Source organism: Raineyella sp. (assembly GCF_034933565.1).
In the GTDB taxonomy this organism is placed as follows: Bacteria; Actinomycetota; Actinomycetes; order Propionibacteriales; family Propionibacteriaceae; genus Raineyella.
Genome location: NZ_JAYFNG010000049.1, coordinates 47,398 through 61,006, shown reverse-complemented (window position 1 = coordinate 61,006; position 13,609 = coordinate 47,398). Strand labels below are relative to the sequence as shown.

Here is a 13,609-nt window from a genome sequence, read left to right as displayed (position 1 = left end):
CTTGGTGTACTTCCGGGGAGGGAACGGCCAGTGTGGGTGGCCCTCCAACCTGCGTCGAATCGAGGAATGACGGACCGCGATCGGAGAACTCATAATTATCGGATTGGTGCTCATCCAGCGGGTCGAGCAGGGCAGCGCAGGCGAGGCGTCGGCGGCAATGAAGGGAACGCCTCGCGCTGATGCGAGACTTCTAGCTGCAGGAACGTTGGCGCGAAGTCAGTCTTGGGCGCCGGCCCGAGCGCGTTCAACTGCTCTTGTGAGGTTGGGCAGCAGTTCGGCGGCTTCGTCAGCCCCGATGATGACCGATTGACCCGAGGTTGGCCGCAGGATCGCGTGATCGTGGTTGCGCTGGCCCTGCGCCATGGCCCGGATCATGTCGAGTGCAGCATCGAGTTCTCGGCCGGTGTATTCGCCAGCTGTGTCGAAGTTGTAGTCCATTAGCTTGACCGAGATCTCGCCGAAACGGCCGTCCGACCGCCTCATGCAGACCCATCCCTGCTCAGGGACGTAGATTTCCAACCACCGCACGGTGGAATCTTACGCCGAGGCGCTCAGCCAATGAGACTGGCGATCTTGGAACGCCGCCTCGGGGAAACGGATCGTGATGGTCGCACGCATCGTCCGGGTTGGCTGTGCCAAGGGCCGGGTCAAACGCGTGGGGCTGTGCGCTCCGCCGGCTTGGTCACACCGGCGCGGTGTTCGGGTCTGTGGGAGCTCGGCACCGCCAGCCCCGCACCGGACGTCGGCTTGGCCAGCCCCGAAACGGGCTGGCCGTCTGGGCGGTCGAGGAGTCTGCGGAGGTGGGCGCGGGCGGTGTCGGCGATCCGTCGGACGCTGGTCGTGCTTGTTCCGAGTTCTTTGGCGATGGCCTGTTGGGTGCTGGGCGCCTGACCGTTCAACCCGTACAACTTGTCGATGACTTGTTGTTCGAGCGGCGGGAGCATCCGCACGTATCGGGAGACATCGACCTGGAGGACCTTGTCGAAGGCGACCTGGGCGCGTTCGGAGGCGTCGACGACGTCAGCGGCGTCCAACGGAAGATGGGAGTGGCGGGTGTAACTCATGACCTCGCTGATCTCCTTGACCGGCCGGCCAAGTTCAGCAGCGACGGCCGCGGGGGTGGCGGGGCGCCCGTCGGACATCAGTCCCAGCTCTGCGCGGCGGACCTCCATGAGGTCCTTGGCCTGGCCAGGCCGCAGGTGCAGTTCGCCGCCGCCGGTCATCAGCGCCGTCAGGACGGTGCCGCGGATGTGGTGGTAGGCGTAGGTGGTGAACGCGGTTTGGGTGGGGTCGTAGCGCCATGCCGCGGTGATCAGGCCGATAACGCCTTCCTGGAACAGGTCGTCCCTGATCCTGGCCCGCCCGTTGGCGTGGCGGGACAGCACCAGCCCGACCACACCCAGGTTCGCCTCCACCATCTCCTGGACGGCGCGCCTGCCGTCGGCACTCAACGCGGCGACCTGTTCGGGTGGGATCCCGGCCAGCAGTCGCCGGGCGTCCAGGTGCGTGCTCGCGGCGTCGGCGACGATGCCCATGTCACGCCGTTCGCACAACACCAGCAGCTGTTCGCGGGTCAGCCTCATGGCAGCACCTCGCCCGTGGTTGGGTCGATCAGCAGCCCGTCGACCAGCCTCAACGCTGCCCGCCCCGCTGAGCCCGCGGCGGCCGCGCGGGTGGCGACGTCCTGGGCGAACAGTTCCTGCCGGGCGTCCACGGCGGCCGCAGCAAGGTATCGGCCGGTGCGGGTAGCGCTGGGCGGGTTCTTGTGGCCGTCCTCGCAGATGCCGCGGGTTCGGGTGTGGATGCGGTCGAGGAACTGCGGCAGGCCGTAGCGGTGCCATTCCTCCAGCAGTTCCGAGGTGACTGCGAGTCCGGCGCGGCGCCGCTGGTCGGCCAGGCAGCCGATCTCGTGGACGAGGTGCGGATGCCGTGGCCAGCATCCCGGGACGAGACTGTCGGCCAGCCACGCGTGCTGGGTGTTGATCCACCCGACCACTGCGTCCAGCCACTCCCACACCTCGCGGCGCAGCCCGGCGTCGCGGCAGCTGGTGACGTCCCACGGACGTGGCAACAGCTCCAGTGGACCCAGGTCGAGCACCTCGTCCAGGTTCTTGGCCTGCTCGACGCGCGCCAGGTCGGCGTAGGCCCTCATCATCAACACACCGACCTGCGGGAACGGTTCGACCAGCGCCGTGCTCACCGTCCGTCCTCCCACGTTGTGGACGCCAACCCGAGGGTGCGCGCCTGGGCCAGCGCGTCGGCCTGCTGGGCGCGGGCGTCCGGTCCCAATCGGCGGGTGTTGGTGAGCCGGTCGCGCAGCTCGGCCTGCTGGCTCAGCAGGGTCTTGCCGCGGCGGCCGTCGATGCAGCGGGTCAGCGCGGCGATGATCGGTTTGCCGTTCTCGGCCACGACCAGCGCCGTTCTTTCGGGAAGTTCGCGGACCTCTTCCGGACGCAGCACGGGAATGTCCTCACCGCTGAACGTGCGCCCGCTGGTGCGGCCGGTCTGGTGGGTGACCCGGGCGACCCGGACGCTGCCCAGAAGGTCGGAGACCTCCTTGTTGAACGACGCGTCCTTCGACCCGCCGAACACCATCAGCACGTTGGTCAACCCGAACAGGGCGCGGGCCTCCTGCTCACCGAAGATCGCCGCCAACTGCCGCCACGTCTGCGCGGCGTAGATGAACGCCAACCCCAACGCCCGCTCGTTGGCCATCCGCGTCCGCAACGTCGGCAACGGCGCCGTCGAGGGCAGCTCGTCCAGCACCGACACCATCGGCGGACACAACCTGCCGAACCTGGACGCGTTCGCCAACCCCAACGCGGTGTCCAACACGTGCTCGGCCACCGCGGTCATCAACGGCGACGCCGACGCGTACGGGTCCTCGCGACCAAGCAGGTAGATCGTGCCGTTCTGACCGATCAACCCGGCGATATCAGTTGCCGCCTGGGTCGCGGTCGGCACGCAGCGGGCGCGGATGTCGGCCTGGAAGAACAACGACATCGCCTGCTGCACCGTGGTGACGGTGTTGCCGGCCGTCCGGTCGTCACCATGCAACGCGCCGTGCAACAACCCGTGCCAGAACCGGGCCGCAGCCGGGTGCTCACGCAGAATCTCTGCCGGCTCGGTCGCGGCGTGCGGGCTGGCGACCCAACCCAGCACGTCGTCCAGGTTCCGGCCGGTCAACGCGGCGGCGTGGAAGTAAGCCTGCAGCACCTTCGCCGCCTCGGACGCGTAGAACCGCGCCGCGTCATCACCGTGACCGCCAGCCACGGCACCCTTGATCGTGCCGGCGGTGAACGCCTTCGCCCGCCGTTCGGCCAGCATCGGATCCACACACCCGCCGATCGGGTCCCACACCAGCTGCGGCAACCCAGGAGCCAACCCGAACGGGTCCAGAACCGCGACCGGGCCACGCTTCGAACGGGACGTGATCGTCAGCAGCAGGTCGTCGGTCTTCGTCAACGTCACCAACGCCGCACCCGGCGCCGCCAGCAGGGCTGGGGTCAACAGGTCGAGGGTCTTGCCCGACCCCTGCGGCCCGATCACCCCCGCGGTGCGATCCCATGGACACCATAATTGGCCGGCCCTCGGATGCCTGGCCCGCCCGATCCGCCAACCCACCTGCGTGGCGTCGAACCTTCCCACGACTACGCCCCCTTCGCAGGGAGAGCGCGCGCGCCGTAAAGGTCGGGGCGCACCATCCGGCGTGACCGGAACAGCCTTGAGCGGCCGAGCAAGCGCTCCGCCTCGCTCGTCGTGGCCATCCCCTTCGGAGCCGTCGGACCCCACCGCGAGACCAACTCGTAGCCCGCCCAGCCCAGCACGGCGAACAGGACCACCTCGGTCGCGATGATCGTCGCCACGAGCAGGCCTGGTGGGACGCCGGTCACCGCCTCGGCCAGTCCCGCGGCTGGATCGCCGGTCAGCACTCCTGGCAGCGACCCGAAGAACTCGGTGGAGCGTGGCCACCTGAACCCCTTACCAGCGAGCAGGCAGGCGATCGCGCGTCCCGACTGGACGCCCACGGCGAACACCATTCCGCAAGCCGCGATGGCGGCCAGCGGGATCTCCCACGTGAACGGGTACGGGTCTTGACTGGGACGCGCCACGGCAGACTCCCTCCAAACAGGTCTCAACCAACCCAAGACACGGGAGGCAGCTTCGTGGACGACGCTGACCGGAATCGCTCAGCCCATTCAGCGCCGCGCGAAACTAGACTCTCGGTGTGACCCCTAACGTTGAACTTGACTACGCACTTCTCGCGGAATGGGCGCGGGTGAATGCGACTGGCACGCTCACCGTGATCGACGGGAGCTTCTTGCGCGTTAGCGCCCCGGTTGGCACGCTCGTGCCCCTCGCCGTTGCGGGGCGTGTCCGTTTTCTCGGAGAACCGTTCGAAACCACCGTCAGAGTCCAGTTCGAGCTCACCGAGGGGCCGTCCATTTCCTTCGAAGTGGTGGCCACAGCCGAGGAGGAAACCTCCTATGGTGAGGGCCGAAGGCACGTCTTGTTTGCCTTGAACACACAGCTACCCGTCCTGTCTGCGGGCCGCTGCAAGGTCAGCATCTTCCTCAACGGTGTCTTGGCACGCGACCTCTACTTCGCGATGGTGCCGCAAGGACCAGGCGAGGCGCCGCAATGACTCCGGCATACCGACTGTCGAGGCACGCGCAACAACGTATGATTGAACGACATGTTTCGGACGCCAACGTTGAGGAAGTGCTAGCTTCACCAGACAGCGCACGGCACGATCCCAACCAACGCAGCTATCGGCTTGAGAAGCGGCTACCTCAAGGAGTGCTCAAGGTGTGGGTGGTACAGCCGTGGCCACCGAAAGGTGTCGTTCTGGTCAAGTCGGTTGCCTGGAAAAATTGAGGAGGGTTCGATGAACGCGACGCTAACTGTCGATCTCACCGCCGACGTCGCCTACCTCCGGCTGGACGACGGCGAAGTCGCCCGCACCTGCGAGGTGTCTCCCGGGGTCTATGTGGACCTCAACGAGTTCGATGTTGTCATTGGCGTCGAGGTGCTGGCTCTGGATGCTTTGATCCCCTATTCGGAGTTGGCGACCAAGTTCCACGTCCGCCAGGATCACCTTCGGGTCCTGGAACAGATCCGCCCCAACGTCACGAGCTTCGTGGCGCATCAGTCGGGCACAGAACCGCTCAGCAAAGGCACTCGTAACGGGGTTCCTGCCTGACGCGCAACAAGCCCAGCCTCGCTCAGTTGGACCGTGCGGTGTCGGCGACGTTGCCGACCCGCCAGATCTCGAAGATGGTCAGGTTCGCCCAGCCGGTGTAGTTGCCGTGGATGACCCCCAGTTCGCTGCTAGCCGCCTCGATGGTCTGCTGGGCTACGGGGTCCCAGACGAGGGCGACGTGTCCGATCCGGTTGGGTCCGAGGTAGGAGTCGATGAAGATCAGGTCTCCGGGTCGTTCCTGGCCGGGCGGCACGCGGTAGCCGTTGCCGGCGGCGAGCCAGTTGCGTTGCTCCTCGGCGGTGCGCGGCATCGTGACGCCGATCTGCGCGTACGCGGCCTGGGTGAATGATGAGCAGTCGTAGGCGTCGGGTCCGTTGGCGCCCATCCGGTAGGGAAGACCGAGCCGGCCCCTGGCCCAGCCGAGCACGGTTTGGAGGCGTTCGGACGTGAGTGGCGGCAGTGTCGGGTCGCCGGTGCCGTTGCCCGACAGGCAGCCGCTGGTTCCCGCGAGTACCTGCCCGCCGCCGTAGGAGTTGGCGTAGAACAGCACGTCGCCGACGTACCAGTCGGCGTGGTTGTAGGCGAACACGGCTCGCTTGACGCCGTCGGGCCCGTCGAGGGCACCGGAGGCAACCAGGTAGTTCGCGGCCGAGTGGACGCTGTCCGCCGAGTTGTTGATGTCCGCCCGCCCATCGTTGTCGCCGTCGACGCCGTAGGCGGCCCAGGTGGCGGGCATGAATTGCATCAGCCCTTGGGCGCCGGCGCTGCTGACGGCGGTGTTGCGGCCGTGGGCGGTCTCGGTCATCCCCACGCCGGCGAGCAGCGTCCAGGGCACCCCATACCGGGCGGCGGCAGCTTCATACAGGCGCTGCACCTCGGCGGGGATCGGCAGGGGCGGGTTGTGCAGGGAGTCCTGCCGCATCTCGGGCTCGGGCAGTTCGAACCCGACTCCGCCCTCCAACACCCCGGGCGGGCTGCTGGTGCTGGACGGCCCGGCCGGTTGGCCGTTCAGGGGTGCGCCGTGCTCGAGCATGAACGGCACCGGGTCGACGGCGGCGCCGTCTTGTTTGATGGTGAAGTGCAGGTGGATACCGGTCGACCAGCCTGTGGATCCTTCGACGCCGACCGGCTGCCCGATCGCCACCGGCGCGCCCACGGCGATGGCGGGATCGATGGAGTCCAGGTGCCCGTACAGAGTGGTGATCCCCGCACCGTGGTCGATGACGACGTGGTAGCCGAACCCGTCGCCCCACCCGGCAAAGCTCACCCGCCCCGAGCTGACGGACACCACTGTCGTTTGTGGCGCGGCCAGGTCGGTGCCGTCATGCAGCTCCGACGCACCGGAGATCGGGCTGTAGCGGTATCCGTAACCGGACGTGACCTGGTATGCGGTGTCGACGAACGGGACCCGCCACTCCCCCGTCGAAGCCAGCGACCCACCGCACGCAATGGTCTGCTGCACCTGCGCCGCGGGCACGAGGATGGCAGCGACGACCAGGGCGAGCAGGAGCGGGCTCGTCAGGACGACCGCCGCCAGTCCACCACCGACAACCGCGACCAGTTTGCCCATGTCACCGAGCCTTTTCGAGTGCGGTGTTGGTGTACGTGAGGTGCTGCTCGAGCGGGTGGAGCACGGTCTGAACCTTGTAGGTCTGCTCGCCGACGCACCACAGCGCGCGTCCGCGGCCTTGCATCGCCCAGCCGGTGATCAGGTCCTGGGCGATCGGGCCGAGCCCGAGCAGGGTTTCGAGTTCGGCGGCGACGCCGGGGTCCTGGCCGTGCAGGACCTTGATGTCGGCGAGGTGGAGCAGGTCCTTGGCGATCGACACGGCTTGGGAGCCGTGGTCGCCGACGGACAGCAGGTCGGATGGTTTGTGGGCGATGGCCCATTGGATGTCGCCGTCGCGGCGGGACAGCCGCAGGTCGGCGTCGAAGCTCTTGACGGCTTCGGGGCCGAGGCGTAGTTGTTTCCAGGCTTCGTCGCGCACCACGATCCGCACGTCGCCGGGTTCGGCGGTTTCGCGCATCGCCCGTCCCCAGGAGTTCAGGCAGGTCAGCGCGATCCCGACCGCTTCGTCGCCGAGGGGTTCCAGTCTGGACAGGCTGAGCGATTGGATGGGGGCGCGCCAGTCGACGTTGATGGTGGTGGGGCCGTCGAACAGCCCGGCCAGCGCCCCGGACACGAGTTGGCCGAGCGCGTCGCGCAGCAGCCGGGTGGAGTCGTAGAAGTCTCGGCGGTCGCGGTAGCGGCATTCGTTGATCAGTTCGGTGGCGGGTTCGTCGAGTTGGCGCCACAGGGCGGGGATGGTCGGCTCGGTCAGCCGGGTCGCGCCGGTGGTGTAGCCGGTGAGGTGTCCCAGGGCGGTCTTGATGACGGTTTCGTCGGTGGGTCCGAACGGGACGCGCCGGTCGCCGATCTGTTGGGAGCCGACCAAGCCTCGGATGAGGGTGAGCCAGCGTCCGAACACGACCGCGCTGCGCCGCTGGGCTTCGGCAGCGTCGAGGTCGGCCCAGCCGTGCCCGAGCGGGCCGAAGTCGAGCGGGTTGATCCGGGCGGGCAGTCCGTGGCCGATCGCGAACGGTTCGACGCCCAGCGCGCGGCACAGGTGTTCGTATTCGTCCTTCGGGTCGCCGAGGATCAGCACGCGGTAGCCGAAGTCGAGCATCCGCAGGATGAACGCCTTGGTGGTGGCCGATTTCCCGCGGCCGGGTTTGCCGAAGCTGAACACGTTCGGGTTGGTGACCGGCACCTGGTCGCTGAGGACCCAGCCGAGCGGGTCGGCGTAGAAGCTGCCGCCCGACAGTTGGTCGATGCCCAGCTGCGCGCCGGTGGGCGGCAGGCCGGGGGTGGCGATCAGCGGCCACAACACCGGCGCCTGGTCCGACGTCATCCGCCACGTCGACACCTGCGCCCCGGCCGCAGACCAGCCGCGACCGGCACGAAGCTGACCGCGCATGGGGGCGTGGTGATGCAGGTTCGGTTCGCGGCGGCGCTCCGGTGGTGCTGGGTGGCGGGGCAGGTCGTGACCGAAGTCGGCGAGCAGCCGCGCCACATCTCGGCTACCCGGAGCGGACGGGCGGGGTTTCATGCGCCGCTGCCCCTGGACAGGCTGATTCCCAGCGGGATGGTGGCGGCGGCGAAGCCGGCGTCCTGGGCCAGGTCGAGACGCAGCGGGGCGAACCCGGCGCGGCGCACGCAGCCGTCGAGGCGGCGGCCGTACTCGCCGATGCCGGCGGTGCGTGGCACGGTGACGCAGCACACCGCGTAGGGGCGGATCAGCGCGTTCCCGCGGGCCAACTTCTCGTCCATGGCGTGGGCCTTGGACGCGTCGTTGCGGTGCCGCGCCTTGGCCTTCACCCCTGCGCGGCGGCGCAACTCGTCGCCCATGTCGGCGGCGAACTCGGCGTTGTCCGACGTGCGTTCGGCGGCGGCCTGCCCCAGGATCGGGAACGCGACCATGAACGACCGGCGTTCGCCGGGTTCGGCCGGGGTGAGGACGGGGGCGAGCGCGCCGATCACCGCGCCCTTGGCGGGCAGTTTGATCGTCGCGCTGACGGAGTCCCACGCGTCGTGGCTGTAGTGGCGGACCGCGGTGTCGGCGCTGCTGGGTCCGGCCATGGCCCAGGGCACGTCCGGGTTCACCTGTGGGTTGCGGGTGTGTTCGGCGGCCGCGTCGATGACGCCGGCGCGGTCGGCGGGGGCGAACCCGGTGCGGCAGGCCAGCGCGAGTTCGGGTGAGGTCAGCCAGCGCACGTCGGTCATCGCCATGGCGGCCCGCAGTTGCGCCTCGACCTCACCCATCAGCCCGTACAGCACGCGGGCGCGCCCCTCGAGCCGGCCGCCGCTGGCCCGGGCCTGCCGGGCGATGCGGGTCTCGGGCACCACGATCGTGACGAACGCCTCGGTGCGCACCGACGCCGCCGACAGGTGGCGCTGCAAGTCGTCGTTGACCTGCCGGGCGAGCGGGCTGGCGTCGGGGACGCGGTGCCGAGCCACCCACACGCTTCGTTCGGCGCCGTCGTCGGGAACGGTGCGGACCATGAAGATGACCTCGTCGATCAACTCCCCACGCGACGCCAGGTCGAGCAGCGACGTCAACCCGGCGGCCTGCCGGTTGCGTTCCGCCGCGTCGCTCATCCCGATGCCGGGGTGGACGACCGCGGCGGTGACCGCCCACGTGCGGGCGGCGTGGTTCTGGATGATCGCGGTCCGACTCTGCGCGGGCCCGGCCGGGGGCCCGTCGTGGACCTGCACCCCCTGCAACACCCCCGGCAGGTCGACATCGTCCAGACTGTCCGCCCGGCCTTGGGCGGCGCGGGAGGTGAACCGTCTGGCACCGGTGAGGCCGGCGAACAGGTGGCAGCCGGACGCCCACAACCAGCCCACCGCCGGGCGTCCCTGGATCGACACCACCGTGACCAGGAACACGAACCCGAACACGGCCAGGAACACCAGCACGTGGGCCCACGCCTGCTGCTGCAACGCCCAGAACACCGGCAACGACGCGCCGGCCAGGATCGCCAGTTGCTGGCCCGACAAGCCGAAGAACCAGCCGATCCGGTCTCGTGAGTAGTCGGTGTACGTGTTGGCTGACATCATTGTGACTCCCTTGCTCGATCGTTGGCTACACGACGGCCACGGCGGCCGCGCGGGCGGCGGTGGCGGCCTCCGACGCACCGGCCCCACCGGCAGTGACACCCGTCCCACCCGCGGAACCTGCTTCTCCCGCGGAACCGGCCGCACTCGATCCCTCGGCAGGGCTGCCGGGGACGATCGGGGCCTGCGGGGCGGGGCCGCCGGGGTCGCCCGGGGTGCCCGGTGCTGGTGCGCTGTCGGGTATCGGGGGCTGCGGCGTGCCGCCGCTGCCGTCCGGCGCGCCGGGCTGATCGGTCGCAGGCTGCCCGCCGGGATCGGCGCCGGCCGATTGACTGTTCTGGCTGCCGCGGTGACCCGTGCCGGAGAAGTCGGGCTGATAGGTGTTGTGCCCGACCCCCATCTGGTTGGTGGTGTCGCTCGCTACCGCTGCCGCAGAACCGCCGACCGACGCGAGCCCGCGGACCCCGGCCGCCAACGCCATCCCGGCCACACCCGCCACACCCGCCACGCCCGCCGCAGCACCCGCCAACCCGGCCCCTGCGCCGGCCGAGGCGGTCCCCGCGCCGGCCGACGCGGTTCCCGCACCTCCCGCAGACCCCGCCTGTCCGGCCTGCCCGGCGGCGAAGCGGCGGCTGGTGGCGTCCTCGCCCTGCGCCTCGCCCTGGGAACGTCCCGAAGCAGCGGTTTGGGTGGCGGTCCCGGCGTCCCCGGCGCCGCGCTGCCCGCCGAGGAGCCCGGACATGCCGCCGAGCGCCCCGAGGCTCATCCGCAGCGACGCGCCGGAGTTGGTGCCGGGGTCGACGAACGCGAGCAGCTTGAACAGCGCGAGTGGGGAGACCGCGGAGATCAGCATCAGCACCACGGCCGGCAGCGCGGTGCCGATCGCCTCGTTGGTCTTGTCGGCCTGCCCGCCGGCCACCCCGGACGCCATCTGGACTCCCACGCCCATGACTAGGGTCATCACGACCGGGGTGAACGCGGCGGCGTGGAACCAGCGCAGCGACTTCCAGAACCAGGCGCGTCCGGTGTCCCCGACCAGGCCGGCCGCCGAGATCGGAGTGGTCGCGGCCAGCACGACCAGCGCACCGGCCCGGGTCAACAGGACAACGAAGTGCGCGATCGCCGCGACACACAACAGCACACCCAGCAGGCCAAGGACTCCGGCAGTCACCACCTCGGTGACGTCGCCGACCTCGAAGCCGCCCAGCGGGTCCCAGCCGGCCAGCGAGTCGGTCGCGAACAAGGTGCGCATCAGCGCCGCGTTCAGACCTGAGCAGGCCGCGATGACCGCGGCCGCGTAGGTAAGCCACGCCGCCCACACCACGACGAACTGTCCGACCCCGAGCAGCAGACGCCCCAACGATTTGCCGTCCCGGCGCAGCGCCGCGACACCGAGTTGGACCATGATCATGATCACCAGCAGGCTGGCGGCGATCCAGAACGTCGTCGCGTACACGTCGCGGGCGGGGCCGGACTCGGTGAGGTCGGGGGTGAGGAAGTGTTCCTCCAACCTGAGGACGAACCGCATGAGCAGCAACCCGACGTTCCAGACACTGAGCATGATGGCGGTCCAGATGTCGGTGCCGACCTTGATCGCCTGACCGGCGAGTTGGCTGAACGGGTCGAACGGCATCGTTCACCTGCCCGTCGGGGCCCAGGTGCGCCAGCCGGCGGCGAACGCCAGGTCGGTGTCGGGCCACGTCGACGGTGCGGCTGCGGGTGGTTCGCCGGGGGCGATCAGCCAGCGGGTGCCGTCCCACTGCATGCGTTCGCAGTAGCCGAAACCCATCCGCGCCTCGACGTTGATGACCGCCCGCACCTCGGACAACACGCACGCCACCACCCAGTCCGGGCCGTCGGTGGCCTTGACCTGCGCGGCGGCTGGGGTGACGGTCACGGTGGTGCCGGGATCCTTCACCGAACCCATCCGCGCGGTCGACAGGAACGACCGCACGTGGCCCATCAACGGCCACCGCTCCACCGGTGGCGCGTCGGGTATCGACCATGCCGCGTGGATCTCGCCAGCCCGCGCGACACTCATCTCGGTCAGCACCGCCACCTCGATCTCCGCCAACTGCCCGACCGCACCCTCCGGGGTGCGCGGGAACCCCGAAGGCACCCTCGCCGGCCCGATCAACGTCGATGCCGGCACCTGGATCACCGGGCCCGGGGTTGCGGCCGGGGTGCCGCGCCACGCGTCGTCCGGGTTCACCGACACCATGCCCGCGGCCGCCAGCTCGTCGCGCCGCGCCTGTTCACCCTCGCCGGGGCGTGCCTCGGTGTGCGTGGCTGGGGGCGCGTCGTCGGCTGTCGGGGTGATCGTGGCGCGGATCGTGAACAGCAGGCCGGCGGCAAGCGCGATCGTGGTGGCCAGCCCGAGGGCGAACAGCACCAGCAGCCGGCCCTGCCCCCACGGTTGCGCCACCGGGTCCGGACGCGGCGGGCGGGGCCGTGTCATCCGATGCACCCCGACCCGGTGATGGCGGCCACCATGGACGGCAGCACCATGTAGGCGATCGCGGAGATGAACACCACCACCGCGCCGATCACACCAGCCCGCGAGGCGTGCGGCATGCCGAAGATCCGGCCCGCGACCACCGCGCCCAACGCGACCACCACACCGACCACGAACAGCGCCAACACGCCCCACAACACGTAGCCGGTCAACTGATCGGCGTACTGCTGCGCCCCCGGCGGGGCCACCGGACAAATCTGCAACGGAACCAGCAACATCAATCTTCCTCTCGCTCATCAGCGGAATCAGCTCGGCGGGTGGAGGCCAGCACCACCTCAGCAGCGGTCAGCAGGTCGGCGGGCAGCGGACGCGAATCCACCCCGCCCACCCGGAGCGAAGCCACGAGCGGGACGCTGAGCACCCACCCGCACCGCTCCGCTGCTCGGGTTAGCGGGCCCAACGTGGCCGCCAGGCCCCTCGGCCAGCGGCGCCGCGGCGGGCCGAGCAGCACGACCCGGGACGCGTCGGGGCGGTCCAGTTCGCCCAGCGTGGTCTCCAGCCGGCGCAGCCCCGCCACGGTGGCGGTCGCGGCGACCACCACCGTGGCGGCACCGGTCAGTGCCGCGGCCAGCCAACAGTCGGATGCCAGCACCTCCCGCGCGTCCCAGCCGACGTCGAGCACCGTCAACCCAGAGATCCGGTCGGTCACTGACAGCCGGGGAACCCCGTCGCAGTCGCGCAGGTCACCGGTGACCCGTTCGACCAGGACGTCGTCGCGCAGTCCGCGCGTCCACAACCCGTCGTAGTCGCCCAGCTCGGCTGTCGGTGCGGCCACCAACCCGCAGCGGCCCAGCGGGACGCACTCCACCACCCGGGCCGGCGCCGCCACCGTCGCCAACGCCAGCGACAGGACCGACGCCCCCGAAAACCCGTGGGCACCCACCACCGGCAACACCCGCTCGCCCCGCGGCGGCGACCACCGCACGGTTTGCCCATCCGCGGTGCGCCGGTCGGAGGCGGTGGACGGGTCGCTGAACAACCCGGCCTCCACCGCCCGCCACGCCCGCTTCAGCTCCGCAACCGTCGCGGTCACGATGACAGACCCGCCCGCAACACCAGGCTGCGCTCCGCGAACGCCTGCCGCAGCAGCTCCGACGGCAACGTCTGCAACTTCACCTGCGCGGCCTGCACCGCCTCCAAGCGCCGCACCGCACGCGACACCTCGTCGATCACGGCAGCCTCACTGGCCGCCACATCGATCAGTTCGCTGATGTCATCACCGTTCATCACTGTTCGAACCTCCTGACCAGCCCAAGCCACAGAAGCAGTCCTCATGGACACCACCACCCGCTCC

The 13,609-nt window shown here is 69.8% G+C and carries 16 protein-coding genes; 3 read left to right on the top strand and 13 right to left on the bottom strand.

The genetic code is table 11. The features are described 5' to 3' along the window. Window positions 1–216: 216 nt before the first annotated feature. The 5 genes from VB059_RS12920 to VB059_RS12900 all read right to left on the bottom strand — a co-directional run bounded on the left by VB059_RS12920 (window position 217) and on the right by VB059_RS12900 (window position 4,112). Complete coding sequence (locus VB059_RS12920; protein WP_323419356.1) at window positions 217–519, bottom strand: hypothetical protein; 303 nt, start codon at window positions 517–519, stop codon at window positions 217–219. 128 nt (window positions 520–647) lie between these two features. Beyond that, window positions 648–1,583, bottom strand: coding sequence for a sigma-70 family RNA polymerase sigma factor (locus VB059_RS12915; RefSeq protein WP_323419357.1), 936 nt, complete (start codon window positions 1,581–1,583; stop codon window positions 648–650). Next, window positions 1,580–2,200 carry a hypothetical protein gene (locus tag VB059_RS12910; RefSeq protein ID WP_323419358.1) on the bottom strand — a complete coding sequence of 207 codons (621 nt, stop codon included), beginning with the start codon at window positions 2,198–2,200 and terminating at the stop codon, window positions 1,580–1,582. Before VB059_RS12910 ends, VB059_RS12915 begins: the two co-directional genes overlap by 4 nt. Further along, a complete protein-coding gene (locus tag VB059_RS12905; protein ID WP_323419359.1) occupies window positions 2,197–3,549 on the bottom strand; it encodes a type IV secretory system conjugative DNA transfer family protein in 1,353 nt (450 codons plus the stop codon). The genes VB059_RS12910 and VB059_RS12905 overlap by 4 nt, the downstream gene beginning before the upstream one ends. A 101-nt stretch (window positions 3,550–3,650) precedes the next feature. Next, window positions 3,651–4,112, bottom strand: coding sequence for a hypothetical protein (locus VB059_RS12900; protein ID WP_323419360.1), 462 nt, complete (start codon window positions 4,110–4,112; stop codon window positions 3,651–3,653). 116 nt (window positions 4,113–4,228) lie between these two features. On the opposite strand from VB059_RS12900, the gene VB059_RS12895 reads away from it, so the two are divergent. From VB059_RS12895 to VB059_RS12890, 3 genes are read left to right on the top strand one after another with little or no spacing between them, the layout of a single operon-like run. Beyond that, the gene (locus tag VB059_RS12895; protein WP_323419361.1) at window positions 4,229–4,645 is read left to right on the top strand and encodes a hypothetical protein; all 417 of its coding nucleotides are present in this window, start codon (window positions 4,229–4,231) and stop codon (window positions 4,643–4,645) included. Then, entirely contained in the window at window positions 4,642–4,878 is a 237-nt protein-coding gene (locus tag VB059_RS14570; protein WP_416339561.1) for a DUF4258 domain-containing protein, read from the top strand. Before VB059_RS12895 ends, VB059_RS14570 begins: the two co-directional genes overlap by 4 nt. Window positions 4,879–4,888: 10 nt before the next feature. After that, complete coding sequence (locus VB059_RS12890) at window positions 4,889–5,203, top strand: DUF2283 domain-containing protein (RefSeq protein WP_323419362.1); 315 nt, start codon at window positions 4,889–4,891, stop codon at window positions 5,201–5,203. A gap of 22 nt (window positions 5,204–5,225) precedes the next feature. On the opposite strand, the gene VB059_RS12885 is transcribed toward VB059_RS12890, so the two are convergent. The 8 genes from VB059_RS12885 to VB059_RS12850 form a co-directional block, all read right to left on the bottom strand. Then, entirely contained in the window at window positions 5,226–6,773 is a 1,548-nt protein-coding gene (locus VB059_RS12885) for a peptidoglycan DD-metalloendopeptidase family protein (protein ID WP_323419363.1), read from the bottom strand. 1 nt (window position 6,774) lies between these two features. Beyond that, window positions 6,775–8,094: an ATP-binding protein gene (locus VB059_RS12880; RefSeq protein WP_323419364.1), complete on the bottom strand. Its 1,320-nt coding sequence runs from the start codon at window positions 8,092–8,094 to the stop codon at window positions 6,775–6,777. Window positions 8,095–8,288: 194 nt separating this feature from the next. Beyond that, window positions 8,289–9,800, bottom strand: a complete 1,512-nt coding sequence (locus tag VB059_RS12875; protein WP_323419365.1) for an SCO6880 family protein — start codon at window positions 9,798–9,800, stop codon at window positions 8,289–8,291. 28 nt (window positions 9,801–9,828) lie between these two features. Then, the gene (locus VB059_RS12870) at window positions 9,829–11,433 is read right to left on the bottom strand and encodes a hypothetical protein (protein WP_323419366.1); all 1,605 of its coding nucleotides are present in this window, start codon (window positions 11,431–11,433) and stop codon (window positions 9,829–9,831) included. Window positions 11,434–11,436: 3 nt separating this feature from the next. Further along, window positions 11,437–12,258 (bottom strand): hypothetical protein, encoded by an 822-nt coding sequence (locus VB059_RS12865; RefSeq protein WP_323419367.1) that lies wholly within the window; start codon window positions 12,256–12,258, stop codon window positions 11,437–11,439. Continuing rightward, window positions 12,255–12,533 (bottom strand): hypothetical protein, encoded by a 279-nt coding sequence (locus tag VB059_RS12860; RefSeq protein ID WP_323419368.1) that lies wholly within the window; start codon window positions 12,531–12,533, stop codon window positions 12,255–12,257. Before VB059_RS12860 ends, VB059_RS12865 begins: the two co-directional genes overlap by 4 nt. Further along, window positions 12,533–13,348 (bottom strand): hypothetical protein, encoded by an 816-nt coding sequence (locus VB059_RS12855; RefSeq protein ID WP_323422406.1) that lies wholly within the window; start codon window positions 13,346–13,348, stop codon window positions 12,533–12,535. The genes VB059_RS12860 and VB059_RS12855 overlap by 1 nt, the downstream gene beginning before the upstream one ends. After that, entirely contained in the window at window positions 13,345–13,545 is a 201-nt protein-coding gene (locus tag VB059_RS12850; protein WP_323422405.1) for a hypothetical protein, read from the bottom strand. The genes VB059_RS12855 and VB059_RS12850 overlap by 4 nt, the downstream gene beginning before the upstream one ends. Window positions 13,546–13,609: the final 64 nt, after the last annotated feature.

What these genes read in the sequence shown, in the direction of transcription:
- VB059_RS12890 (WP_323419362.1), top strand. Translation starts at nt 4,889, where the DNA reads ATGAACGCGACGCTAACTGTCGATCTCACCGCCGACGTCGCCTACCTC.
- VB059_RS12860 (WP_323419368.1), bottom strand. Translation starts at nt 12,533, where the DNA reads ATGTTGCTGGTTCCGTTGCAGATTTGTCCGGTGGCCCCGCCGGGGGCG.
- VB059_RS12865 (WP_323419367.1), bottom strand. Translation starts at nt 12,258, where the DNA reads ATGACACGGCCCCGCCCGCCGCGTCCGGACCCGGTGGCGCAACCGTGG.
- VB059_RS12870 (WP_323419366.1), bottom strand. Translation starts at nt 11,433, where the DNA reads ATGCCGTTCGACCCGTTCAGCCAACTCGCCGGTCAGGCGATCAAGGTC.
- VB059_RS12915 (WP_323419357.1), bottom strand. Translation starts at nt 1,583, where the DNA reads ATGAGGCTGACCCGCGAACAGCTGCTGGTGTTGTGCGAACGGCGTGAC.
- VB059_RS14570 (WP_416339561.1), top strand. Translation starts at nt 4,642, where the DNA reads ATGACTCCGGCATACCGACTGTCGAGGCACGCGCAACAACGTATGATT.
- VB059_RS12880 (WP_323419364.1), bottom strand. Translation starts at nt 8,094, where the DNA reads ATGACGTCGGACCAGGCGCCGGTGTTGTGGCCGCTGATCGCCACCCCC.
- VB059_RS12875 (WP_323419365.1), bottom strand. Translation starts at nt 9,800, where the DNA reads ATGTCAGCCAACACGTACACCGACTACTCACGAGACCGGATCGGCTGG.
- VB059_RS12885 (WP_323419363.1), bottom strand. Translation starts at nt 6,773, where the DNA reads ATGGGCAAACTGGTCGCGGTTGTCGGTGGTGGACTGGCGGCGGTCGTC.